The organism is Variovorax sp. TLI9-5A, assembly GCF_056867935.1.
In genome coordinates, this window is sequence record NZ_CP200310.1 from 298963 (window position 1) to 320022 (window position 21060).

At 66.5% G+C, this 21060-nt stretch carries 21 protein-coding genes; 17 read left to right on the top strand and 4 right to left on the bottom strand.

Going from position 1 to position 21060, the window contains the following annotated elements; genetic code table 11:
• The first annotated feature begins 47 nt into the window (after nt 1-47).
• The 16 genes from AC1VNX_RS01430 to AC1VNX_RS01505 all read left to right on the top strand — a co-directional run bounded on the left by AC1VNX_RS01430 (nt 48) and on the right by AC1VNX_RS01505 (nt 15648).
• On the top strand, nt 48-977 hold the full coding sequence (locus tag AC1VNX_RS01430; RefSeq protein WP_483155149.1) for a hypothetical protein: 930 nt from the start codon (nt 48-50) through the stop codon (nt 975-977).
• Nucleotides 978-1023: 46 nt separating this feature from the next.
• Complete coding sequence (locus AC1VNX_RS01435; RefSeq protein ID WP_483155150.1) at nt 1024-1374, top strand: hypothetical protein; 351 nt, start codon at nt 1024-1026, stop codon at nt 1372-1374.
• Between the two features lie 17 nt (nt 1375-1391).
• A complete protein-coding gene (locus AC1VNX_RS01440; protein WP_206169142.1) occupies nt 1392-1742 on the top strand; it encodes a DUF1799 domain-containing protein in 351 nt (116 codons plus the stop codon).
• 91 nt (nt 1743-1833) lie between these two features.
• Entirely contained in the window at nt 1834-4074 is a 2241-nt protein-coding gene (locus tag AC1VNX_RS01445) for a phage tail length tape measure family protein (RefSeq protein ID WP_483155151.1), read from the top strand.
• On the top strand, nt 4071-4697 hold the full coding sequence (locus AC1VNX_RS01450; RefSeq protein ID WP_483155152.1) for a hypothetical protein: 627 nt from the start codon (nt 4071-4073) through the stop codon (nt 4695-4697). Before AC1VNX_RS01445 ends, AC1VNX_RS01450 begins: the two co-directional genes overlap by 4 nt.
• Nucleotides 4694-5311 carry a hypothetical protein gene (locus AC1VNX_RS01455; protein ID WP_483155153.1) on the top strand — a complete coding sequence of 206 codons (618 nt, stop codon included), beginning with the start codon at nt 4694-4696 and terminating at the stop codon, nt 5309-5311. The genes AC1VNX_RS01450 and AC1VNX_RS01455 overlap by 4 nt, the downstream gene beginning before the upstream one ends.
• The gene (locus tag AC1VNX_RS01460) at nt 5308-5730 is read left to right on the top strand and encodes a DUF6950 family protein (RefSeq protein WP_483155154.1); all 423 of its coding nucleotides are present in this window, start codon (nt 5308-5310) and stop codon (nt 5728-5730) included. Before AC1VNX_RS01455 ends, AC1VNX_RS01460 begins: the two co-directional genes overlap by 4 nt.
• The gene (locus AC1VNX_RS01465; RefSeq protein WP_483155155.1) at nt 5718-9893 is read left to right on the top strand and encodes a phage tail tip fiber protein; all 4176 of its coding nucleotides are present in this window, start codon (nt 5718-5720) and stop codon (nt 9891-9893) included. The genes AC1VNX_RS01460 and AC1VNX_RS01465 overlap by 13 nt, the downstream gene beginning before the upstream one ends.
• A gap of 3 nt (nt 9894-9896) precedes the next feature.
• Nucleotides 9897-10511, top strand: a complete 615-nt coding sequence (locus AC1VNX_RS01470) for a DUF4376 domain-containing protein (protein ID WP_483155156.1) — start codon at nt 9897-9899, stop codon at nt 10509-10511.
• Between the two features lie 27 nt (nt 10512-10538).
• Nucleotides 10539-10976, top strand: a complete 438-nt coding sequence (locus AC1VNX_RS01475; RefSeq protein WP_483155157.1) for a phage tail fiber protein — start codon at nt 10539-10541, stop codon at nt 10974-10976.
• A 13-nt stretch (nt 10977-10989) separates the two neighbouring features.
• Nucleotides 10990-12003 carry a phage tail protein gene (locus AC1VNX_RS01480; protein WP_483155158.1) on the top strand — a complete coding sequence of 338 codons (1014 nt, stop codon included), beginning with the start codon at nt 10990-10992 and terminating at the stop codon, nt 12001-12003.
• Nucleotides 12004-12005: 2 nt separating this feature from the next.
• On the top strand, nt 12006-12641 hold the full coding sequence (locus AC1VNX_RS01485) for a hypothetical protein (RefSeq protein WP_483155159.1): 636 nt from the start codon (nt 12006-12008) through the stop codon (nt 12639-12641).
• 4 nt (nt 12642-12645) lie between these two features.
• Nucleotides 12646-13128, top strand: coding sequence for a hypothetical protein (locus tag AC1VNX_RS01490; protein WP_483155160.1), 483 nt, complete (start codon nt 12646-12648; stop codon nt 13126-13128).
• 158 nt (nt 13129-13286) lie between these two features.
• A complete protein-coding gene (locus AC1VNX_RS01495) occupies nt 13287-13595 on the top strand; it encodes a DUF3649 domain-containing protein (protein WP_483155161.1) in 309 nt (102 codons plus the stop codon).
• The gene (locus tag AC1VNX_RS01500) at nt 13592-15274 is read left to right on the top strand and encodes a PepSY-associated TM helix domain-containing protein (RefSeq protein ID WP_483155162.1); all 1683 of its coding nucleotides are present in this window, start codon (nt 13592-13594) and stop codon (nt 15272-15274) included. The genes AC1VNX_RS01495 and AC1VNX_RS01500 overlap by 4 nt, the downstream gene beginning before the upstream one ends.
• A 5-nt stretch (nt 15275-15279) precedes the next feature.
• Entirely contained in the window at nt 15280-15648 is a 369-nt protein-coding gene (locus AC1VNX_RS01505) for a DUF3325 domain-containing protein (RefSeq protein WP_483155163.1), read from the top strand.
• Nucleotides 15649-15674: 26 nt separating this feature from the next.
• Here the strand turns inward: AC1VNX_RS01505 and AC1VNX_RS01510 are convergent, their stop codons facing one another.
• The 4 genes from AC1VNX_RS01510 to speD are packed head-to-tail and all read right to left on the bottom strand — an operon-like array spanning nt 15675 to nt 18785.
• Nucleotides 15675-16250, bottom strand: a complete 576-nt coding sequence (locus AC1VNX_RS01510; protein ID WP_483155164.1) for a hypothetical protein — start codon at nt 16248-16250, stop codon at nt 15675-15677.
• Between the two features lie 17 nt (nt 16251-16267).
• Entirely contained in the window at nt 16268-17668 is a 1401-nt protein-coding gene (locus tag AC1VNX_RS01515) for an aminopeptidase P N-terminal domain-containing protein (RefSeq protein ID WP_483155165.1), read from the bottom strand.
• Nucleotides 17665-18378, bottom strand: coding sequence for a nucleotidyltransferase family protein (locus tag AC1VNX_RS01520; RefSeq protein WP_483161855.1), 714 nt, complete (start codon nt 18376-18378; stop codon nt 17665-17667). The genes AC1VNX_RS01515 and AC1VNX_RS01520 overlap by 4 nt, the downstream gene beginning before the upstream one ends.
• Nucleotides 18379-18404: 26 nt before the next feature.
• Nucleotides 18405-18785 (bottom strand): adenosylmethionine decarboxylase, encoded by a 381-nt coding sequence (gene speD / locus AC1VNX_RS01525; RefSeq protein WP_301504876.1) that lies wholly within the window; start codon nt 18783-18785, stop codon nt 18405-18407.
• 152 nt (nt 18786-18937) lie between these two features.
• Here speD and AC1VNX_RS01530 point away from each other — a divergent pair, with 152 nt between their 5' ends.
• On the top strand, nt 18938-21040 hold the full coding sequence (locus AC1VNX_RS01530; RefSeq protein ID WP_483155166.1) for a transketolase family protein: 2103 nt from the start codon (nt 18938-18940) through the stop codon (nt 21038-21040).
• Nucleotides 21041-21060 lie beyond the last annotated feature (20 nt).

Genomic DNA, 21060 nt, shown 5'->3' on the forward strand with positions numbered 1-21060 from the left:
TCGACAACCCAAGTCAATCAACCAACCAACTGACGGAGAACGCCGACATGGCAAAACTCATGCGCAAGATGGCCATCCTGGCCAAGGCTGAAACGGTACGCGGCACCGACGCGCTGCCCACGGGCGCGGCCAACGCGATCCTGGTGAGCGAAGTCACGCTGACCCCCATCGAAGGCGACGTCGTCCAGCGCGACAACGTGCGCCCCTACTTCGGCTCGCGCGGCTCCGTGCTGGTCACGCAGTACAGCAAGATCGCGTTCTCGGTCGAGATCGCGGGCGTGGCCGCGGCCGGCGACGTGCCCGCGTACGCCGCGCTGATGCGCGGCTGTGCCATCAGCGTCAACACCGCGCCTGGCGTCAGCACCACTTTCACGCCGGCCACCGACGCGCTGGAGTCGCTCACCATCTACGGCAACGTCGACGGCACCGTCTACAAGATGACCGACGCGCACGGCAACGTGAAGGCCACCATCAATGCCAAGGGCATCCCGAAGTGGCAGTTCGAGTTCACCGGCCTGTTCGTGCCCGCCGAAGACGCACCGCTGCCCGTGGCCGACTACGCCAAGTTCATGGACCCGCTGGGCGTGAACAAGGCCAACACCACCCTCACGCTCGACGGCCTGGGCGTGGCCGCCAATGCCTTCAGCTTCGATGCGGGCAACACCGTGATCAAGCGCGACCTGATGACCGTGGATGCCGTGGACATCACCGCGCGCGTGTCGACCGGCTCGGTCACTTTCGAGAACACCTCCGTCGCCACCAAGGACTGGATCGGCATGGCCCGCGCCAGCCAGCGCGTGAACCTGGCGCTCAAGCACGGCCAGGGCCCGACCAACGTCGTCGAGTTCGTGTCGCCGCACGCGCAGATCGGCAAGCCGACCTTCAGCGACGTCGACGGCGTGCAGATGATCACCGTGCCGCTCGAGTTCGTGCCCACCGGCGCGGGCAACGACGAGTGGCTGATCGTCGTTCGCTGAGCTTCGTCGTCATCACCATTCCCACTGGACAGAGGAACAGACAGAGATGCCCCAGAAACTCAAGATCGCTGTGAAGCCGACCTTCGTCGCGCCGGTGGTGATGCGCGTGCCGGGCGACGGCCAGGTCGAGGAAGTGCGCTTCAGTGCCGTCTTCAAGCGCCTGACCAAGTCCGACAACGACACCCTGCAGTCGCGCCTCGAAGGCCGGACCCTCACCGACAGGGAACTGCTCGACATGGTGCTGGCCGACTGGAAGGGCCTGGACGGCGACGACGGCGCGCCCTTCATCTGCACCACCGAGAACCGCGCCGCGGCGGTGGAAGAGTGGCCGTCCTTCGAGGCTGCCATTGCCTACAGCTACTTCGAACACGCGTACCCGGCCGCAGTAAAAAACTGAGAGGCGCCGCGCGCCTCGTGCTCGGAGCAGCGCATCGCGTCCACGACGAGCTGGACGACGATCTCCGCAGCCAGTGCGCGTCGCTCGGTCTCGACCCGGTCAGGCTCGTCTCTTCGACGGCCAGCGGCGGCGGCCCGCCACCCTTCGAGCTATGGCCCGAACACCAGGAAGCATTCGAGGTGTTCCATGCCTGCCGAACGCAGTGGCGGGTCGTCGCGGGGGCGGCGGGCGCGTGGTTCCAGGGCCTTGACTTCGGCGCCGTCGACGTCGCCATGAAGCGCCTTGGCATTCCCCGCGCACGCCAGCGCGAAGTGTTCCTGCAGCTGCAGGTGATGGAAGACGAAGGCATCGCGGTGCTGAACGTCTAGCGGCGCCGCGAGGGCCTCCGGCCATCGAGGAAGCATGGGGCCGGCGGATGTCGGCCTCATTTTTTTCTTAGCTCACACGGACCATACAGACATGGCTGCTGAACAAACAAACGGAGCTCTTGCGGGCTCTTCGCTGGTGACCAAGGAGTTGCCTGCCGCAACGAACGCACTGAAGGAGCTTGCGGGTGCTGCCACCCAGATGACCGCTGCCCTTCGAGGTGGCACACGCATCCAGCTTGCCGCGAAGACGGCTCGCTTCGTGGCCGAAGGCGCTGTCGATGGAATGAGAGAAGACGCGACTTACTCCCGAGCAAGGACATCGAGTGGCAACTATGCCTCCGTGACGAACGACGACCTTCGGAGAATGGAAATAGAGATCGCGGGGCCCACCGGATCGCGAGCGAAAGCGGCAGAAGCCCTGAGCGGCATGGTTGCGTCGGGCCAGGTGCAACTTCAAGTCTTGCAGCAAGCGGCCAAGGCAGCCTTCGAACTCAATCGACTGGGTACTCCGATCAACGATACCGTGGGGGAGTTTCAAAAGCTGGCAAGCGATCCACTGGGGCGTTCCAAGGAGCTCAACGAAAAGAGCAACTTCCTGACTCCTCAAAATGCCAAGCAGATCGCAGACTTCGTGATTCGAGGCGATAACCAGGCCGCCGCTGTCGTCGCGCAAAGGGCGTTTGCTACAGCCTCGATCCAGAAGACCGGACAAGAGATCAAGGACATGTTTTTTCCGGATCGGGTTCTCATGCTTGCGCGTGAGCTGCGCGATCTGCCTAACGACCTCGTGCGCAATGTCGGCCGAGGGACCACGACGCGGCAAGACTACGAGCGCGCCGCAACGGCGCGTGACAACCGCATGCGCCGGGATGGCGGTGCCGGCAGTCCCATGGCCGAGACGGGAGGAGGTGCTGTCGTCGGCTTCCCGCGCAGACCCGCATCGCAGTACTGGGTCGATGAACCCGAGAGGCAGAGAGAACTGGGCCTGCTGAAAGGCAGGCAGGCGATGGCGCAAGGCGCGCGCGCAAGTGAAGCCAAGTCCGCGGTCGACGCGGCCGTGGAGGCCAAGGAAACCAGCGACGTCGAAAGAGTTGCCGATGTTTTTGTCGCCAAACTGGCGGCTCACCAGAGCAAGAGGGCTCCAGCTCCATCGGTATCCGGCTCCGCGGAGCGCTCACGCAGCTCGTCGGCAGCTCGCGGTCTGGATGCTGGCATCCAGCATGCCGAGCGCGATGGCTTGCGGTCTCGCGTCCAGGTCGTCTGCTGCGACTGCAAGGCTGGCGCAGGGGATTCGTCGAAGCAAGCTGCAGACAAAGGTCGCGCGGAAGGCGGCGAAGCGCGCACCGAGCAGTCACCGCTCGAATCCGCAAAGACGCGCCAGGGCGAGTTGCTCGAATCGATGCGCAAGTCGACTTCCAGTGTTCTTGAGCAAACGACGGCGCTGGAAGCGCAGAACGTCGCACACGGCAAAACCAAGTCGACTCTGAAAGAGCTGACGATCGCTCAACTCGAGCGCCAGTACCAGGACCTCGACAACACCGAGCAGGTCATTCCCGGCTACCTCGATGCCTTGGAGGCACGTATCGACGCGGAAAAGAAGCTGCTGACAGTCACGCGCAACGCCGAAGGCATTGAAGCCGCCGATAAGGAAAAGAAGAAGAACGAGGACAAAGCCAAGAAGATGTCTGACGACATCGGCGGCGCCTTCCGTGAGGGCTTCGTGAACCTGCTGGAAGGCAAGGACAATGCACTCGACAAGCTGGGCGAATCGCTCAAGAAGAAGATCACCGCGTCGGTTGCCGACGCGCTCTACGACGCGACGCTGAAGCCGGCCGTCGAGGCGTTCTCCAGCTGGCTTCCCGGCGCGTTCAAGGGAATCTTTTCCGGCGGCAGCGGAGGCGGCAGCACTGGTTCGAGTTCAGGCTCCGGCGGAAGCTGGTTCGGCAGTCTCGTGAGCGGCGTGCTGAGCATCTTCGGCATCGCCAGCGCCAAGGGCAACGTCTTCGCCTCCCCAGGCCTGCACGCATACGCCAACAGCGTCGTCAGCCAGCCCACGTTCTTCCCTTTCGCCAGCGGCATCGGCCTCATGGGCGAAGCCGGCCCCGAAGCAATCATGCCTCTGCGCCGCGGCGCGGACGGCCGCCTCGGGGTCAGCGCGCCTGGCGGTGGCGGCAATGCCGTGCCGACGATCCAGTTCGCGCCCTCCAACGTCTTCCATATCGACGCGCGTTCCGACCGCGGCGCGGTGATGGCCGACATGCAACGCCTGCTCGCGGAGAACAACCGCGGCCAGATGGAACAACTCAAGCGTGTGAAGGTGCTGCCCCAATGAACATCGTGACACTTCCGTCCGACCTGCCGGTCAAGCGGCAGGACTTCGGCCTCCAGGCCTACGACCTGACTTTCAGCAACAGCGAATCGGGCGCGATGCAGGTGGCGGTGCTCGGCCCGGCGCGCCGCACCTGCACGCTGGTGAGCGAGGAGCGCATTCCGCTGATGCGGGACGCCGCCGCCTGGCGCTCGCTCGTGCATTCGATGCGTGGCCAGGTGAACTTGCTGGCCGTGCACGACATGCTGCAGCCGGTGCCGCGAGGCACGGCGCGCGGTGCGTGGACCGCGGTGGCCGCTGCTGCCGGCGCCTCCGAGCTGACGATCCGCATGGGCGTGTCCGAAGCGGGCAAGAGCCTGCTGCAGGGCGACTGGATCGGCGTCAACCAGGGCTCGAACCAGCGGCAGATGTTGCACGTGCAGGCCGATGCGGTGGCCGACGCCGCAGGCGTGATCACCGTGCGGTTCGAGCCCGTGCTGCGCACGCCCGTGGTGGCCGGCAGCGCGGTCATCTGGGACCGGCCGACCTGCCTGATGCGGCGGGTCGATACCAAGACCACCTGGGCCTCGGAGTCGCGCACGCAGGGCGGCTTCAGCCTGGACCTGATGGAGTCCTGGGAACAATGACCATCCTGACCAGCTCCGGCTTTCAAGCAGCCGCGCGCTCCCAGACCTACGGCCAGCTGGCCCTCGTCGAGCTCAAGCTGCGCAGCGGCACCGCGCGCTTCACGAACTGGCCGCTCAGTCTCCAGCTGATGGGCGAGACGTGGCAGGGCGTGGGCCATCTCGGTTCCATCGGCGAGCTTCACGAGAGCGAAGACGGTGCGGCGGAGAAGCTCACGCTCACGCTGTCGCCCGTCGACATCGGCACGCGCGCGCTCGCGCTCGGTGACCCGAGCGAATACCAGGACAGGGGCGTGCGCGTGTGGATCGCGCTGCTCGACGCCGGCACCTTGCAGGTCAGCGGCGAGCCGGTGCTGCGCTTCGCGGGCGTCATGGACCAGATGAAGGTCGAGCGCGACGGCACCACCGCAAAGATCGCAATGGAGTGCCGCACGGCCTCCTACGACGTGCGCTCGAACCCCGCTTCCCTGCGGACCAACGATGCCCAGCACCAGGTCAGGCACCCCGGCGAGCGCGGCTTCGAGTACCTGAATTCCATGATCGGGTCGCCCACCGTGTGGGTCAACAAGTACCTGCAGATGGCACTGAACTACTGGGCCCGAGCACGAGGCAAATGAACATGACGAAGAACCTGGACGATTTCATCGCGGCACGAAGAGACGTGCCCTTCGAGTACTTCCGGCACGACTGCGCGCACATCGCGGCCGACTGGATCATTGCGTGCACGGGCAAGGACCCGCTGGCGGATCTGCGCGCCGCCGATGCGCCTGTCGGAAGAAAGAACCTGCTGGCTGCGATGCGTGTCGTGCGTGCGGCCGGTGGGTTCCTGTCGGCCGCCACCGCGCGGCTCGGCCCCTCCCTGCCTGGGGCGATGGCGCAGCGCGGCGACGTGGTGCTGGCGCGCAGCGGCGGCAAGGTGGGGCGTGTGTCGGGCTACAGCTTCGGGATCTGCACGGGGTCGCATATCGCGGCGCCCGCGGCGGATCGGCTGGTGTTTCTGCCACTTGGTGCGGGGGTTGCGACATGGCGTATCTGATTCGACGTGCATTTTTCGCCATCGCATTGCTCTCGGTCTGCGGCGCAGCCAATGCGGACGTCATCTCGGGGATAAGCGCGATCGTCGGACTGCTCGGCAGCGGCGCTACTGCCGCGTGGGTTGCCGTCGGACTGTCCATCGTGTCGAGCGCCTACGGCAACATGCAAGCCAAGAAGCAGGCCAAGGCCGCTGCGGCACGCAAGCTCGCCGAAGACGTCGCGAACATCAAGGAGCGCACCACCACGATCCTTGCATCCGACGCACCGCACACCGTCATCTACGGTGAGCCCGCACCGGTCGGCGGCGCCGTGGTCGCAGTGCTCACTGGCGGCGAATACAGCCACCTGAAGCACGTCGTGATGGTACTGGCCGCGCACCCCTGCGAAGCCGTGACCGACATCCAGATCGACGGTGTTTCCATCGGCGCTCTCGACGCCAACGGCTACTCGTCGAACCCGGAATTCATCGTCACCGATTCGGAATCGATCGGCGGCGGCATTCCTGGCGTCAACGTGCAGATCCACCTGTCGCCCAATGGCGTCGACACGGCCGATGCGTACATGCGTGCGAACCTCGATCCGTGGCCCGCGAGCAAGGGCCTTTGGACCGAAGCACACAAGCTCAGCGGCTACACGTACATCGTGGTCACGCTCAACCTTTTCGTCGAGCGCTTCCAGGGCGGCCTGCCAACCATCACCGCGAACGTGAAGGGCAAGAAGGTCTACGACCCGCGCACCGGCGCGACCGCGTACAGCCGCAACCCCGCGCTGTGCCTGGCCGACTTTCTGCGCTCGGAAGAAGGCTACCTGGCCTCCAACGACCAGATCGACCAGAACGCGCTGATCGTTGCCGCCAACGCCTGCGACACGGCCATCTACAACCCTGCCACTGTGGCTGCCGACCGGCCCAACTACGGCGGCAGCGTGGCGCGCTACACCTGCGACGGCATGTTCCGATCGGACCAGGACCGCGACAGCACGCGGCAGCAGCTCGAGGACACGATGGCCGGCTACAGCCTCGAGTCGGGCGGCGTATGGCGCATTCTGGCTGGCGCCTGGACCACGCCGGTGCTCTCGCTGACCGACGACGACCTGCTGGCGCCCATCACCGTGGTGCAGACCTGCAACCCCGGCACCGCGCGCTACAACGGCGCGAGGGGCACGTACGTCAACCTCACGCGCAACGGCGTGTCGGAAGACTTCAAGCAGTACCAGAACGCGGTCTTCCGCGAGAACGACCAGAAGGACAAGTTCCTCGACCTCGTGCTGCCCTTCACTACGGCTCATGCCCGCACTCACCAGATTGCGCGCGTGCTGGTGGAGCAGAGCCGCGGCGGCTTCGTGCTGCAGGTCCATCCGAAGATGCTGGCCTGGCACCTGCAGCCAGGCGACCGCATCGTGCTCACCAGTGCGCTGTACGGCTTCGCCAACAAGCCGTTCCGGGTGCAGGACTGGACCTATTCGATGAGCTCGCCGCTCTCGTTCCAGGTCATCGAGGATGAAGAGGCCTTCTACGACACTGCCGACGAGGTGCTGCGCGATCCGTCGCCCAACACTAATCTGCCCAACCCCTTCCTGCTGCCGCAGCCCCCGCTCGACCTGCAGGTGCGCAGCGGCCAGGAGCAAATGGTGCAGCAGGGCGGCACGTTGGTGATCCGCGCGCGCGTGAGCTGGTCCGCGTCGGCGGAGGATGCAGTGCGCCGCGGCGGGAACGTGCAGGTGCAATGGCGCACGACCACGCCGGTCGGCGATTGGCAGAGCGTCACCCTGCCCGGCACGGCCACCGAGACCTTCCTGCTCGGCCTGGAAGTGCACGGCGAGTACCAGGTGCGCGCGCGCTTCATGACGGCCTATGCGTCCAGCTACTGGACGATGGTCACGCACACGCTGCAGGGCGCGAGCGTGAAGCCAGGCGACGTCGAGGGGCTGAGCCTTTCGGTGGAAGCGAATGGCGTGATCGCGCGCTGGTCCGCCCCCGCAGGCATCGACCTGCTCGAATGGGGTGCGACGCGGATCTTCATCGGCCCGACCTTCGAGACGGCGGTGGAGCGCTGGACCGGCAAGGCCCTCACCGCGAACATCGGCTGGCTGCCCACGGGCACGGTGAAGGTCTGGGCGCAGCATGGCAACACGCAGGGGGTGTGGGGTGTGCCGATCTCGACCACGATCGAGATCGCGCAGCCTGCGCAACCAATCGTGCGCGGCGAGGTGTGGGGTTCGCAGATCGAGATGGCCTGGCAGCCCTGCGGCACGACGCAGCCGATCTCGGCGTACATCGTCAAGGTGGGCCCGACGCTGGCCGAGGCGACCGAGATCGGGCGCACGGGCTCGCTCAACTTCGTGCGCAACGAGCCGGTGGCTGCGACGCGGGTCTATTGGGTGACTGCGTTCGATGCGGCGGGCAATGCGAGCGATGCGGGATATGTGCAGCTTGCTTCGTTGCCTTCGATCGACGATGCGATCAAGGAACTGCAGGAGGGTCTCGACGAGCAGATCGCGGACCTGCTGAACGTCAATTCGGGCATCAGCGAGCGCCTGGTCGATGAGGCCATCGAGCGCGGCACCGCGATCACGCACGTGGAGAAGGTGGTCAGCGACACGGCCGACCAGCTGGCGCAGCGCATCGACATCGTCTCGGCGCGTGCTGTGGGCTACGTGCGCGCCAACCTGGTGTTCAACGGCGGGTTCGAGTTCGATCTCGACAAGTGGGACCAGCAAGGCAATGACTGGAATGTCGTGGAAGACGACTGGGGTACGTCGGCACGTCTGCATGGCGCGAATCCCGCCGATGGGCGATTGGCGAGCAGCAGCTTTATCGCGAAGCCCGGTACCTGGTATGCCGGCTCAGGGGACTCTGTGTTCGAGAGCGATGCAGGCAGCAGTGGTTTTGCGCTCGAGTTCTTCGATGCGATGGGTGCGTCGTTGGGCCTGACGAGCAACATGAAGGACGGCCGGCACGGCTTCATGAATGAGCAACTGCGCCGCAATGATTTCGCGGTGGAGGCACTTGCGCCAGCCAGTGCAGCTTCCGGCAGGATCGTGTTCCTGTGGAGAGGGTTTGCCGCGGGAGGAGCGATTGGCGTGCGGTTCGTGAAGGTGGAACAGGGACGTTTCCCGGTCACGCCTTTCACCTCCGAAGCCAGTGACCGAGGTGCCGTTGCAGCTATTCGGCGCGAGGCGACCGCGCGCGCCTCAGCCGAAGCCGCGGCTGCCCTCGAGCGTTCGTCTTTGTTTGCACGTGTCAACGACGCGGAGACGTCGATTCAGGAGGAAGCAGAGGCGCGCGCTACTCGAGATGGTGAGCTCTGGTCTCGATGGAGTCTGAAAGTTACTTCGGACAAGAAGGTTGCTGGCATCACGATCGGCACCGACAACCGGACGAGCAACATGACGGTGCTTGTCGACAAGTTTGCCGTGGCGCAGGAAGTCGCTGACGGCAAGATCAATTACCCATTTGTGGTGGGCTCGGTGGCCGGTGCATCGACTGTCGGCATCGACGGCACGCTGGTGGTCGACGGCAGCATCCTCGCGCGCTCGATCAGCGTGGATCGGCTGTCGGCGATCACCTCTCGTCTGGGCTACGTGAATGCGGGCCAGGTTGACATTTCCGGTGACGGAGTGGGCGGCTGGGGGTACCTGCGTAGCGCGAACAAATGGATTTACGACGGCAGCTGGGGTTGGGTGCTCGCGCGCCACACCAGCGGAGACACCTTCGTCGAGCTGAACTGCAACGGCATGGGGCTGCAGATGCAGAACGCCACCGGCCGGTTCCGGTTGTGGGGGCCGGGCTTCAACCTGCAGAACGAAGGGCTGACGATCAATCAGTTGGATGTGATCGATACGTTGAACCTGCGTGGGCAGGCCGTGACGGTGCCTTCTTTCGCATCGTCCGCGTCGAACACGGTCTCTGTCAATCACTTCATACCTGGCGGTGTGCCGTTGGAGACTTTCATCCAGGGCTCCGTCTTCGTGATGCAGACGGCCTATGTATCTCTGTACGTCGACGGTGCGTTGCGATGGCTGGGAGCTGGCATTGCCGGGACCACCGTGACCGGCGGCATTCAGGTGTCTCTGAACCCTGGCTGGCACTCGATCAGTCTCATTACTCCCGCACAGGTCGGCACCGCCGGCTCTTCCATCTACGCGCTCTCCACGCGCCGCTGAACCATGCCTCATTTCACTGTCTACAACACCCGCACCGGCGAGATCCGCTGCACTGGAACGCAAGCCACCGTCGAGTGGTGCCGTGCACAGGCAGGGCCCGGAGAGTCCGTCTATCTGGGGCCGGCAGAACCGGGTTCATACATCTGCAACGGCTCTCCCGAGCTGCTGCCTGAGCGACCGAGCGAGCGTCATGTCTTCGACTGGTCGTCGCATGCCTGGCGCGATCCGCGCACGCCGGATGACCGGAGGGCTCAGCTCAAGGCCGATCTCGCCGAGCAACGCTGGAGCGCGGAGACCGGCGGCCTGACGCTGCCTGGCGGGCTGCGCGTGCGAACGGGCCGCGAAGACCGCGCGGCGCTTGCCCAGATGCTGGTCGAGATGGACGCCGGAGCGATCGACAGCATCGACTTCAAGGCTGTCGATGGCTTCGTCACGCTTACGCGCGAAGAAGCCCAAGCCATCTCGCGCGCCATCGCCGATCACGTGCAGGCCTGCTTTTCTGCCGAGCGCGCAGCCCATGTCTTCATCGACGGGCTCGATGCCTCAGATATCCCGGCCAGCTGCAACCTGGCCGACTTCATGGGCGAACAGCCCGCCAACAACCTCTCGCTTGCATAACCAACCAACTCAAACCAGGAGCTCCGAATGGCATATTCATCCGCATCCGCCAACGCTTTCGTCAAACTGATTCTTCTCGGTACGCCGATCGCCGGGCTGGCCGACAACGCTTCCGTGAATCCGTCGACGGATCTCTACATCAGTCTTCTCACCGCTGCGCCAGGTGCCGGCGCCAACCAGAGCACTAACGAGCTCGTGTATCCGGGCTATGCGCGGATCGCCGTGCCGCGCAGCCCGGCGGGCTGGTCGGTGATCGGGAACGAGGCATTCCTCGTGAATGCGCTCGAGTTCCTGGAAGTGGCGGGCACTGCCGTGGGCACGGCCACGCACCTGGGCATCGGCACCGCGGCTGCGGGCAACGGCCTGCTGTTGCTGCACGGTGCTCTGACGCCGGTGATCCCGATCCAGGCCGGCGTGGTTCCGCGCCTGAAGACGTCGACCAAGGTCGCGTTCCTCACGGTCTGAACGGCACAGCGCGATGGCACACAAGACAGCAGACCGCATTCTGGAGGCCAGCACCACCGTGGGGCTGGGTTCCTTCGCGCTGCAGGGCGCCGTCGATGCATATCGACCGTTCTCCGCAGCTGGCATGGCAGAGGGAGACACCTGCCACTACATGATCAACGCGGTCGACTCCGTCGGCCGCCCAACCGGCCTGTTCGAACTGGGCCGGGCCACGATGGCCGGCGGCGCACTCGCGCGCACCCTGGTCATCGCATCGAGCAACGACGGCGCGAAGGTCGACTTTCCGGAGGGGCCGAAGCAGATCGGGCTGACCATCCTCTCGGCTTCCACCGAGCAGCTGAAAGCCGACTGGCAAGAGGCGCTGGGCCTCGACCAGACGGGCATGGTCTGCTACTTCGCTCAGTCGACGCCTCCTGCGGGTTACCTGAAGCGCAACGGCGCGGCGGTGTCGCGTACGACCTATGCCCGGCTCTTCGCGAAGATCGGGACGACCTATGGGGCGGGCGATGGCTCGACGACATTCAACCTGCCCGATGGGCGTGGCGTGTTCGATCGGGGGCTGGATGATGGGCGGGGATTCGATCCTGATCGAACGCTGGGCTCCTATCAGGACAGCGCAAATCTGGCGCATGCCCATGCCATCACAGACTCGGGTCATGCTCACGCAATCACCGATCCTGGTCATGCGCATGGTGTGGCTGACGCAGGGCACGTACACGGTGCCTGGACGGACCAACAGGGCTGGCATGCTCATGCTTATTCCCGTGCTCATCTGTCCGGGTTGGGCATGGGTATTGCCGGCAGCTTGGGCAATATCACGGATAGCTACGAAGGCTCGGGCACGGAAGGATCGGGCAACCACGGCCATAACGTGGGGATAGGACTGTCTGGCACAGGCATCGGCATTCATGCCGCCGCGACTGGCATCACCATCAAGAGCGTTGCTACCGGCATCACGCTGAACAGCAGCGGCGGGGGCGAAGCCCGCCCGCGTAACTGCGCCTACCTTGCATGCATCAAGTACTGACCATGAAGACCAAAACCGTCTATTCATTCGGGCCGGATCGCGTCTACATCGGCCCCGTCGAACTCGACGAAAGCGATTTGTCACCTGCTGACGAAGGCGAGGTCTGGCTTGTTCCGGGCAATTGCCTTGAGGCGGAACCACCGCCTGCAGTCGAAGGAAAGCGCTACTTCGCCGCAGCCAACGGCCTGTGGATCGAGGAAGACATCCCGGTGCCGCGGTCTCCCGTGGAGCCATCAGTTCCGCAGCCGCCTGACGAAGCGCCCGCTGCGGTCGAGCTCGAACCCCGGGTGTTGACGCTTCAGGAGCGAGCAGTTGCATTGCGCGAAGGAGTGCAGAAGTATCTCGATTTGACGGCGGCCTCATATGGCTATGCCGACATCAGCACCGCTGTGACCTATGCCGAGGAGCCCGCTGTACCGCGCTTTCAGGTGCAGGGCCGAGCATTTCGTGCATGGCGTTCGCACGTGTGGGACTTCTGCTATTCACTACAGGACAAGGTAGCGGCCGGCCAGATCGAGGAACCGACCATCGATGAGCTGCTGCCGATGCTGCCTGTGTGCGATTTCATTGCGTTCCAGCCTGCGCCCGTGCAGGAGTCCGGCTCGACGTTGCCGACGGCCGGGTCGCCAGCGGAGTAGCCCGATGTACGGCGCATTGACCTTCGGGGCCTCGACCTTCGGCGCCAAGCCGTTCTCGGGTGCGCTCGTCTATGAGGTCGCGGGCTATCTGGCCGGGGACGCCAACCTGACGGGAGCCGGTGCGAGCCGCGCTTCGTCCTCGGGTGTGTTGGAGCTGGACGCCTACGCCGCAGGCGGTCTGGCGGCCGTGCGCAGCGCCGTTGGGGCGATGATGCAGGGCGCCGCGCTCGCGGCTCCCGCATCGATTGTGTCCAACGTCTCAGGCCTGATGCCTCAGTCCGCACCGCTGCTCGGCGTTGGCGTGGGCGTGGTGTCTTCGGAGGGCTACGTCGAGGCGGCGGCGGACTTCCTCGGCTATCGCCTGCGAGCTTACGACCAGCTCTTTCCTGCGAACGTCGCCAATGGCGACATCGTCCAGATCGGATCGCGGCTGTACAAGTGGCTTGCCAACGACGGGCGCTGGCGTCCGGCGGGGCCTGCGCCCTAGCTGGAAGACGGAGCGAGGGAGGGGCGAGAAGACCCGGCCAGATATCCGCCATCAAGTCGCGGACATCATGAAGATGAGTATTATTCTCATCTTCACGGATTTCTCTTCCCTTCCTCCATGAACCTCCGAACGACCTCGCACGCCGTCCGGCGCGCGTCGTGACTGCCGGCGTTCGTCATCGCCTGGGCGTGGCTTCGCGCGCCGTGGCTGCCATCGCCGGCGGCTACGGCGTCGCGGCGCTGTCATCCGTCGTGCTCGCGCTGTGCCTGCCCGCCATCTTCGGCATGGCCCGCAGCGAGGCCACGATGACCGGCCTGCTCGCGTCCTTCGCCATCTTCGCGCTCGCGGTGATGTGGGTCTTCGCTGCGCGCACCGCATTGCGCGCTTGGTTCGGGCTTGCCGTCGTTGCGGTGGTGCTGGGGGCGCTCCTTCTGCTGCTCATGCGTACGACAGGAGCGGCCGCATGAAGGAAGGCTTCCGCCAGTCGATGGCTTGGCTTCACACCTGGTCAGGCCTGCTGGTCGGCTGGGTGCTGTTCATGGTGTTCGCGGCCGGGACGGCTTCCTACTTCAAGGACGAGATCACCTTCTGGATGAAGCCCGAACTGCACGCGGCAGCCGCACGCACGGAAGTTCCGCCGGTACAGGCGGCCGAAGGCGCGGTGGCCTACCTGCAGCAGCACGGCGCGGGCAGCCCGCGCTGGTTCATCAACCTGCCGACCGAGCGCCAGCCGTCGACCGACGTGCTGTATCTCGCGACGCCCGGCGCCACCACCACTTCCGCTGCTTCAGGCGACAAGCCTCGCCGCCGCTTCGACCGCGCCTCGCTCGACCCCGCCACCGGCGAGGCCCTCTCCGCGCCGCGTGTCACGCGCGGCGGCGAGTTCTTCTATCGCCTGCACTTCGACCTGCACTACATGCCCGCGCTGTGGGCGCGCTGGATCGTCGGCTTCTGCGCGATGTTCATGCTGGTGGCGATCTTCAGCGGCATCGTCACGCACAAGCGCATCTTCAAGGACTTCTTCACCTTCCGGCCAAAAAAAGGCCAGCGCTCGTGGCTCGACGCGCACAACGTGACGGCGGTGCTCGCCCTGCCCTATCACCTGATGATCACGTACACGGGCCTCGTCACGCTGATGTTCATGTACATGCCCTGGAGCCCGCAGGTGGCCTACAAGGATCGCGGCGGCGAGCAGGCCTTCTTCTCCGAGGTGTTCCCCGGCGGCGGCCGCGACCAGGTCAAGGCCTCGGGCAACAGGGTGCCGCTGGCGCCCATCGCGCCGATGATGGCGCGGGCCTCCGCGCACTGGAACGGCGCCGCCGTGGGCCGCGTCACCGTGCACCAGCCCAACGACGCCAACGCGGTCGTCGCGCTCACCCGCGCCGAAGGGCCGCAGCTCTCGTACGACAAGCCGTCGATGCTTTTCAACGGCACCACCGGCGCGCTGATCGGCGCCTACGGCGACGTGCCCAAGCCCGCGGCGGAGACGCGCGGCGTGCTCTATGGCCTGCACATCGCGCGCTTCGGCGATCCGTTGCTGCGCGCGCTTTTCTTCCTTTCGGGGCTCGCGGGCTGCCTGATGGTGGCGACGGGGCTCCTGCTGTGGGCCGTGAAGGAGCGCCAGAAGTTCGCGAAGACGCTCAAGCAAGGCGGACGCATCGGCTTCGGCCTGCGGCTCGTCGACGGGCTGAACCTCGGCGCCATCGCCGGCCTGCCCCTCGCGATGGCTTCCTTCTTCTGGGCCAACCGCCTGCTGCCGGTGGGCATGGCCGAGCGCGGCGAGGCGGAAATCCGCTGGTTCTTCATCGTCTGGGGGGCGGCCGCGGTGCTCGGCCTGCTGCGGCCTACGCTGCGCATGTGGCAGGCGCAGCTTGCGGCCGGTGCGCTGTTGTTCGTGCTGTTGCCCGTGCTCAATGCGTTAACCGGCCCGGCGCCGTTGACCGTCAGCCTGCGCGCCGGACCAAGCGTGGTGGCAGGCTTCGATCTGGTCGTGATCGCGCTGGGCCTCGGGCTCGCGGGCGCGGTGTGGATCGTCGAGCGCAAGCGGCGCAAGTCGATGGCTGCCAAGCCGCAGGCAGAGAAGAAGCCGCCGAGCTCGCCTCAACAGCCGTCGTCGACGCTCGCCCCGTCGGGCCAGGGCTCGTGACGTCGATGGATTCGTCCCTGCTCTCCCTCGTGTTCGCCGCATCGCTCGCGGGTTTCTGCGCGCTGAGCCTCGCGATGGACCGCCACAGCGAGGATGTCTACGGCCGTGGCAGCACGCCCGGCCCTTGGCGGCGTTGGCTGCAGCTCGGCGGTGCGGTGCTGTTGTGCCTGTCGCTGGGCGCCAGCCTGCGCGCGGCGGGCAGTGCCGCCGGCTGGGTGCTCTGGCTGGGCGCGCTCACGGCTGCGGCGTTGTCCACGGTGGGGCTGCTCAGCTATGCGCCGCGCCGCTTTCACTGGATCGCATTCGCGGCCACGGCTGTCGCGCTGTGCAGCCTGCTGATGAGTCTGCTGTCGCCGTCGTCGGTCACGCCGTGACGATGGCAGCGTGCAGTGCCGGCCCGCTACAGCTCGCGCGCAGCGCGGGGCAGCCGCTCGCCCAGGATAGTGACCAGTGAGTGCGCCTCGGCCTCGTCGAGCGAAGGCGCGATCCTGAAGGTGCGCTGCCCGTAGTCGAACGCGATCGGGCCCACTCCCGCGCCGAAGAGCGGCGGCATCACGGTGCGTTGATTGCGGAAGACATCGAACGAGAACTCGACGACCCGCAGGCGTGCAATGGCGTGGCCTGCATAGGCGCGCGTGCGCCCCAGGCCCCAGATTTCCACGCGATGAACCAGCGACCCCTCTTCGACCGAAATCAGTTCGCGGCCGAACAACTGCCACAGCAGGCAAAGGAACGCCCACGCACCACCCACGGTCCAGCCCGCGAACCAGAGCATGAGGAACCACCGGTCGTTGTCGCGGCGGCTCGGGTGCAGTAGCTGGTTCGCTGCCGTGAACTCGCCGAAGCACCAGCCGGCCAGCCACAGGCCCATGAAGATCAGGAACAGCCAGTGCTTGCGCGCGGGCACCACGGCCCGAAGCCCGCCGCCGGGCGTCGTCTCGATGGCGTAGCGGGCGGGCAGCGGCTGGACGTTCATGGACGGCGGCCGGGCCGTCAGGCCCGCATCAGCGCCTCGATCTCGTCCGCCTTCACCGGCACGCCGCGCGAAATGAGCTCGCAGCCGGTGGCGGTGACGATCGCGTCGTCCTCGATGCGGATGCCGATGTTGTGGAACTGCTCGGGCACGCCGTCGGCGGGGCGCACGTAGATGCCGGGCTCCAGCGTCAGCACCATGCCGGGGTGCAGGATGCGGCTGGGGCGGTTCTTGATGACTTCGTTCGACAGCGGGTCCTTGCGCTCGCTCACCTCGCCCACCTGGGTGGGCTCGACGTAGCTGCCGCAGTCGTGCACGTCCATGCCGAGCCAGTGGCCGGTACGGTGCATGTAGAACTGGAAGTAGGCGCGCGTATCGATGACGTCGTCGACGCTGCCGACCTTGTTGGCGTCGAGCAGGCCGAAGTCGAGCATGCCCTGCGCCAGCACCCGCACCGCGGCGTCATGCGGGTCGTTGAAGCGGTTGCCGGCCTTGGTGGCCGCTGCCGCCGCGTCCTGGCTGGCGAGCACGAGGTCGTACAGCGCGCGCTGCGGGCCGCTGAACTTGCCGTCGGCCGGGAAGGTGCGGGTGATGTCGCTGGCGTAGCCGTCGAGCTCGCAGCCCGCGTCGATCAGCACCAGCTCGCCCTTGCGCACGGGTGCGGCGTCGGCGCGGTAGTGCAGCACGCAGGCGTTGGCGCCGGCCGCGACGATGGAGTAGTAGGCGGGGTACTGCGAGCCGCCGAGGCGGAATTCGTGCAGCAGCTCGGCGTCGAGGTGGTACTCGCGCGCGTCCTTGCCCTCGCGCAGCATGCGGGCCGACAGCTGCATCGCGCGCACGTGCGCGCGGGCGCTGATCTGCGCTGCGCGGCGCATGATGTCCTGCTCGTGCGCGTCCTTGACCAGCCGCATCTCGTCGAGCGGGCCGCACAGGTCGCGCTGCTCGTCGGGGCACAGCGCGCCGTAGCGCACGCGTGCGCGCACTGACTGCAGCCAGCCGTCGACGCGGCTTTCCAGGCCCTTGTGGATGGCGAAGGGAAACCACACTGTGGCGCGGTTCTCCAGCAGCTTGGGCAGCTTCGCGTCGAGTTCGGTGACGGGGAACGCCTCGTCGACGCCGAGCGCCGCGGGCGCCGCGTCGGGGCCCAGGCGGTAGCCGTCCCAGATCTCGCGCTCGATGTCCTTGGGCGCGCAGAAGAGCGTGGCGCGGCCGTCGCCCGCCAGCACCAGCCAGGCATTGGGCTCGGTGAAGCCGGTCAGGTAATAGAAGTAGCTGTCGTGGCGGTAGAGGAAGTCGGTGTCGCGGTTGCGCGGCCGCTCGGGTGCGGTCGGGATGATGGCGATGCCGTCCTTGCCCAGTTGCGAGGCGAGGCGCGCGCGGCGCTCGGCGTAGATCGTGGTGGCGATGTCTGCTGCGGTCATCTTGTTGGCGTGTTCAGTTGGGCGAGCCGTTCGGGGGTTCCCACATCGGCCCAGGGGCCGGTGTAGAGCTCTGCGCTCACGAGTTCATTGTCCATCGCGGCGCGCAGGATCGGCGCCAATGGGGCCTTGCGGCCGGCCGGGTTGCCGCTCGGGATGTCGCAGTAGGGCGGCGCGAAGAGCGCGGCGCGGTACAGGCCGATGGTCGAGAAGGTGTACTTCTCGGCCGCCGCGTTCAGCGCGAGGCCGTCCGCCGAGAGGCCGAAATCGCCCTTCGCGTTGTGCGCGGGGTTCGGCACCAGCCAGAGATGCGCGAGCCTGCCGCTGGCCATGAAGCGGTCGACGCAGGCCTGCGTGAAGGTGAAGCCGGGCGCGAACACGTCGCCGGCGGCGACCCAGAACACGTCGCCCAGCAGGGGCAGTGCGCGCACGATGCCGCCGGCCGTCTCCAGCGCGCCGCCGAAGTCACGGCCCTCGTCGGAGTATGAAATCGATAGCGCGACAGGCCCGTCCAGCTTGGGATTCGCGCCGAAGCGTCCGGAAATCTGTGCACCCAGCCAGTCGGTGTTGACGACCAGTTCGGTGAAGCCTCCGGTGGCCAGCGCCTCCATCGGCCATTGCATCAGGGGCTTGCCGCGCACCTCCAGCAGGGGCTTGGGGCAGGAATCGGTCAATGGCCGCATGCGTTCGCCGCGCCCGGCGGCCAGGATCATGGCCCGTACTGCGCTGCTGTTGCCGTTCACGCCGCGATCCGCCCGCGCTGAAGCTCGTTGCGCTCGCTGTGCCGCGGCTGGAACACCGACACCAGGCACTCCATCAGCGCGTGCGCCTTGGCCGAGTGGTCGCCGCTGAAGTTGCAGACGTACACGTCCAGCGTCACGCCGCGCTGCTCGGGCCAGGTGTGGATGCAAAGATGCGATTCGGCCAGCAGCACCGTGGCCGTGACCCCGCCCGGGCCCTGCGGCGTGGCCGGAAAACCATGGATCAGCTTGCCCACCGCCTGCAGCCCGGCGGCCGCCACCGCCTTGAGGCAGACGGCCCCCAGCGCGTCGCGGTCGGTGAGCCATTGGAGGCCGCATTGGCAGTCGTGGAGGTCGGCGGTGAGGTGCAGGCCGTGCATGGGTGGCAACTCTAGCAGTCCGTCTGGCGGGCCAGCGCACAGGAACATCGGAAGGGTGTTCGGGCCGTATCGGGAGCGTCCGGGGCTCGCCCGGTAAAATCGCGGGTTCTCCCCACCCCAACCCTCCTTTTCCCTCCGAAAGCCCACCGCACATGGCAAACCACGCCCTGATGGCCAACGCAATCCGCGCTCTGGCCATGGATGCCGTCCAACAAGCAAATTCCGGACATCCGGGCGCACCGATGGGCATGGCCGACATGGCCGTCGCACTCTGGGGCGATCACCTGCGCTACAACCCTGCCAACCCGCACTGGTTCGACCGCGACCGCTTCGTGCTCTCGAACGGCCACGCCTCGATGCTGCTTTACTCGGTGCTGCACCTGACCGGCTACGACCTGCCGATCGGCGAGCTCAAGAACTTCCGCCAGCTGCACAGCAAGACCGCCGGCCACCCCGAAGTGGACGTGACCCCGGGCGTCGAGACCACCACCGGCCCGCTGGGCCAGGGGATTACCAACGCCGTGGGCTTCGCGCTGGCCGAGAAGCTGCTGGCCGCCGAGTTCAACCGAAAGGACCACGCCGTGGTCGACCATCACACCTACGCCTTCCTGGGCGACGGCTGCATGATGGAAGGCATCAGCCATGAAGCCTGCGCGCTGGCCGGCGCCTGGCACCTGAACAAGCTGATCGCGCTGTACGACGACAACGGCATCAGCATCGACGGCCAGGTCAAGCCCTGGTTCATCGACAACACCGAAGAGCGCTTCAAGGCCTACGGCTGGAACGTCATCGGCCCGATCGACGGCAACGACGCCGAGGCGGTGTCCAAGGCCATCGCCAAGGCCAAGAAGGAAGAGACCAAGCCCACGCTGATCGTCTGCAAGACCGTCATCGGCAAGGGCAGCCCGAACCGCGCCGGCACCGCCAAGGCGCACGGCGAGGCGCTGGGCGCGGAAGAAATCGTGCTCACCCGCGAAGCCATCGGCTGGCCCTACCCCGCATTCGAAATCCCCGCCGAGGTGTATGCCGACTGGGACCACAAGGAAGCCGGCGCCAAGACCGAAGCCGAGTGGAACGACAGGTTCGCCGCCTACGCCGCCGCCTATCCGGAGCTGGCCGCCGAGTTCACCCGCCGCATGAAGGGCGAGCTGCCCAAGGACTTCCACCAGGTTGCGTTCGACACCGTGGTCGCCGCCCACACCAAGGCCGAGACCGTCGCCAGCCGCAAGGCCAGCCAGCTCGCGCTGGAATCCTTCACCGCCGCGCTGCCCGAGCTGCTCGGCGGCAGCGCCGACCTGACCGGCTCGAATCTCACCAACACCAAGAGCACTGCCGCCCTGCGCTTCGACGCGAAGACCGGCGCCGTGGTCATGAACGTGCCGGCCGTCCCTGCCAAGCAGGGCGCTGAAGACGAAGCCAAGCCCGAAGCCCCGGCCGAAGCGCCGCACGGCACCATCGGCCGCCACATCAACTACGGCGTGCGCGAGTTCGGCATGGCCGCCATCATGAACGGCGTGGCGCTGCATGGCGGCTACATCCCCTACGGCGGCACCTTCCTCACCTTCAGCGATTACAGCCGCAACGCCATCCGCATGGCCGCGCTGATGAAGCGCCGCGTGGTCCACGTGTTCACGCACGACTCCATCGGCCTCGGCGAAGACGGCCCGACGCACCAGTCGATCGAGCACGCCGCCTCGCTGCGCCTGATCCCGAACCTCGACGTCTGGCGTCCGGGCGACACGGCCGAAACGGCCGTGGCCTGGGCCGTGGCGCTGCAGAACCAGTCGCGCCCGACCGCGCTGCTCTTGAGCCGCCAGAACATCGCCTACGCTCCGAAGAGCGAGCTCGGCGACATCAGCCGCGGCGCCTACGTGCTCTCCGAGCCCGAGAACGTCGGCCTCAAGAACAAGAAGACGGCGGCCGTCATCATCGCCACCGGCTCCGAAGTGCAGCTCGCGCTGGCCGCCCAGAAGCTGCTGGCCGAGAAGAAGATCGCCGTGCGCGTGGTGTCGATGCCCTCGACCACCACCTTCGACCGCCAGGACCTCGCCTACAAGAAGGCCGTGCTGCCGAAGAAGCTGCCGCGCATCGCCGTGGAAATGGGCTGCACCGGCGGCTGGTGGAAGTACGGCTGCGCCGCCGTCGTCGGCATCGACACGTACGGCGAATCGGCGCCCGCGCCGGTGCTGTTCAAGCACTTCGGATTCACGGCGGAGAACGTGGCCGCCACTGTGGAAGCGGCGCTGCGCGACTGAGCCTTTCTTCGCCGGATCAC

Excerpts from the sequence above, each read along its gene's own strand:
- AC1VNX_RS01450 (WP_483155152.1), top strand. The coding sequence starts at position 4,071 with ATGAACATCGTGACACTTCCGTCCGACCTGCCGGTCAAGCGGCAGGAC.
- AC1VNX_RS01505 (WP_483155163.1), top strand. The coding sequence starts at position 15,280 with ATGGATTCGTCCCTGCTCTCCCTCGTGTTCGCCGCATCGCTCGCGGGT.
- AC1VNX_RS01435 (WP_483155150.1), top strand. The coding sequence starts at position 1,024 with ATGCCCCAGAAACTCAAGATCGCTGTGAAGCCGACCTTCGTCGCGCCG.
- AC1VNX_RS01510 (WP_483155164.1), bottom strand. The coding sequence starts at position 16,250 with ATGAACGTCCAGCCGCTGCCCGCCCGCTACGCCATCGAGACGACGCCC.
- AC1VNX_RS01430 (WP_483155149.1), top strand. The coding sequence starts at position 48 with ATGGCAAAACTCATGCGCAAGATGGCCATCCTGGCCAAGGCTGAAACG.
- AC1VNX_RS01460 (WP_483155154.1), top strand. The coding sequence starts at position 5,308 with ATGAACATGACGAAGAACCTGGACGATTTCATCGCGGCACGAAGAGAC.
- AC1VNX_RS01465 (WP_483155155.1), top strand. The coding sequence starts at position 5,718 with ATGGCGTATCTGATTCGACGTGCATTTTTCGCCATCGCATTGCTCTCG.
- AC1VNX_RS01490 (WP_483155160.1), top strand. The coding sequence starts at position 12,646 with ATGTACGGCGCATTGACCTTCGGGGCCTCGACCTTCGGCGCCAAGCCG.
- AC1VNX_RS01485 (WP_483155159.1), top strand. The coding sequence starts at position 12,006 with ATGAAGACCAAAACCGTCTATTCATTCGGGCCGGATCGCGTCTACATC.
- AC1VNX_RS01500 (WP_483155162.1), top strand. The coding sequence starts at position 13,592 with ATGAAGGAAGGCTTCCGCCAGTCGATGGCTTGGCTTCACACCTGGTCA.
- AC1VNX_RS01480 (WP_483155158.1), top strand. The coding sequence starts at position 10,990 with ATGGCACACAAGACAGCAGACCGCATTCTGGAGGCCAGCACCACCGTG.
- AC1VNX_RS01470 (WP_483155156.1), top strand. The coding sequence starts at position 9,897 with ATGCCTCATTTCACTGTCTACAACACCCGCACCGGCGAGATCCGCTGC.
- AC1VNX_RS01445 (WP_483155151.1), top strand. The coding sequence starts at position 1,834 with ATGGCTGCTGAACAAACAAACGGAGCTCTTGCGGGCTCTTCGCTGGTG.
- AC1VNX_RS01455 (WP_483155153.1), top strand. The coding sequence starts at position 4,694 with ATGACCATCCTGACCAGCTCCGGCTTTCAAGCAGCCGCGCGCTCCCAG.
- speD (WP_301504876.1), bottom strand. The coding sequence starts at position 18,785 with ATGCACGGCCTGCACCTCACCGCCGACCTCCACGACTGCCAATGCGGC.
- AC1VNX_RS01520 (WP_483161855.1), bottom strand. The coding sequence starts at position 18,378 with ATGATCCTGGCCGCCGGGCGCGGCGAACGCATGCGGCCATTGACCGAT.
- AC1VNX_RS01475 (WP_483155157.1), top strand. The coding sequence starts at position 10,539 with ATGGCATATTCATCCGCATCCGCCAACGCTTTCGTCAAACTGATTCTT.
- AC1VNX_RS01530 (WP_483155166.1), top strand. The coding sequence starts at position 18,938 with ATGGCAAACCACGCCCTGATGGCCAACGCAATCCGCGCTCTGGCCATG.
- AC1VNX_RS01515 (WP_483155165.1), bottom strand. The coding sequence starts at position 17,668 with ATGACCGCAGCAGACATCGCCACCACGATCTACGCCGAGCGCCGCGCG.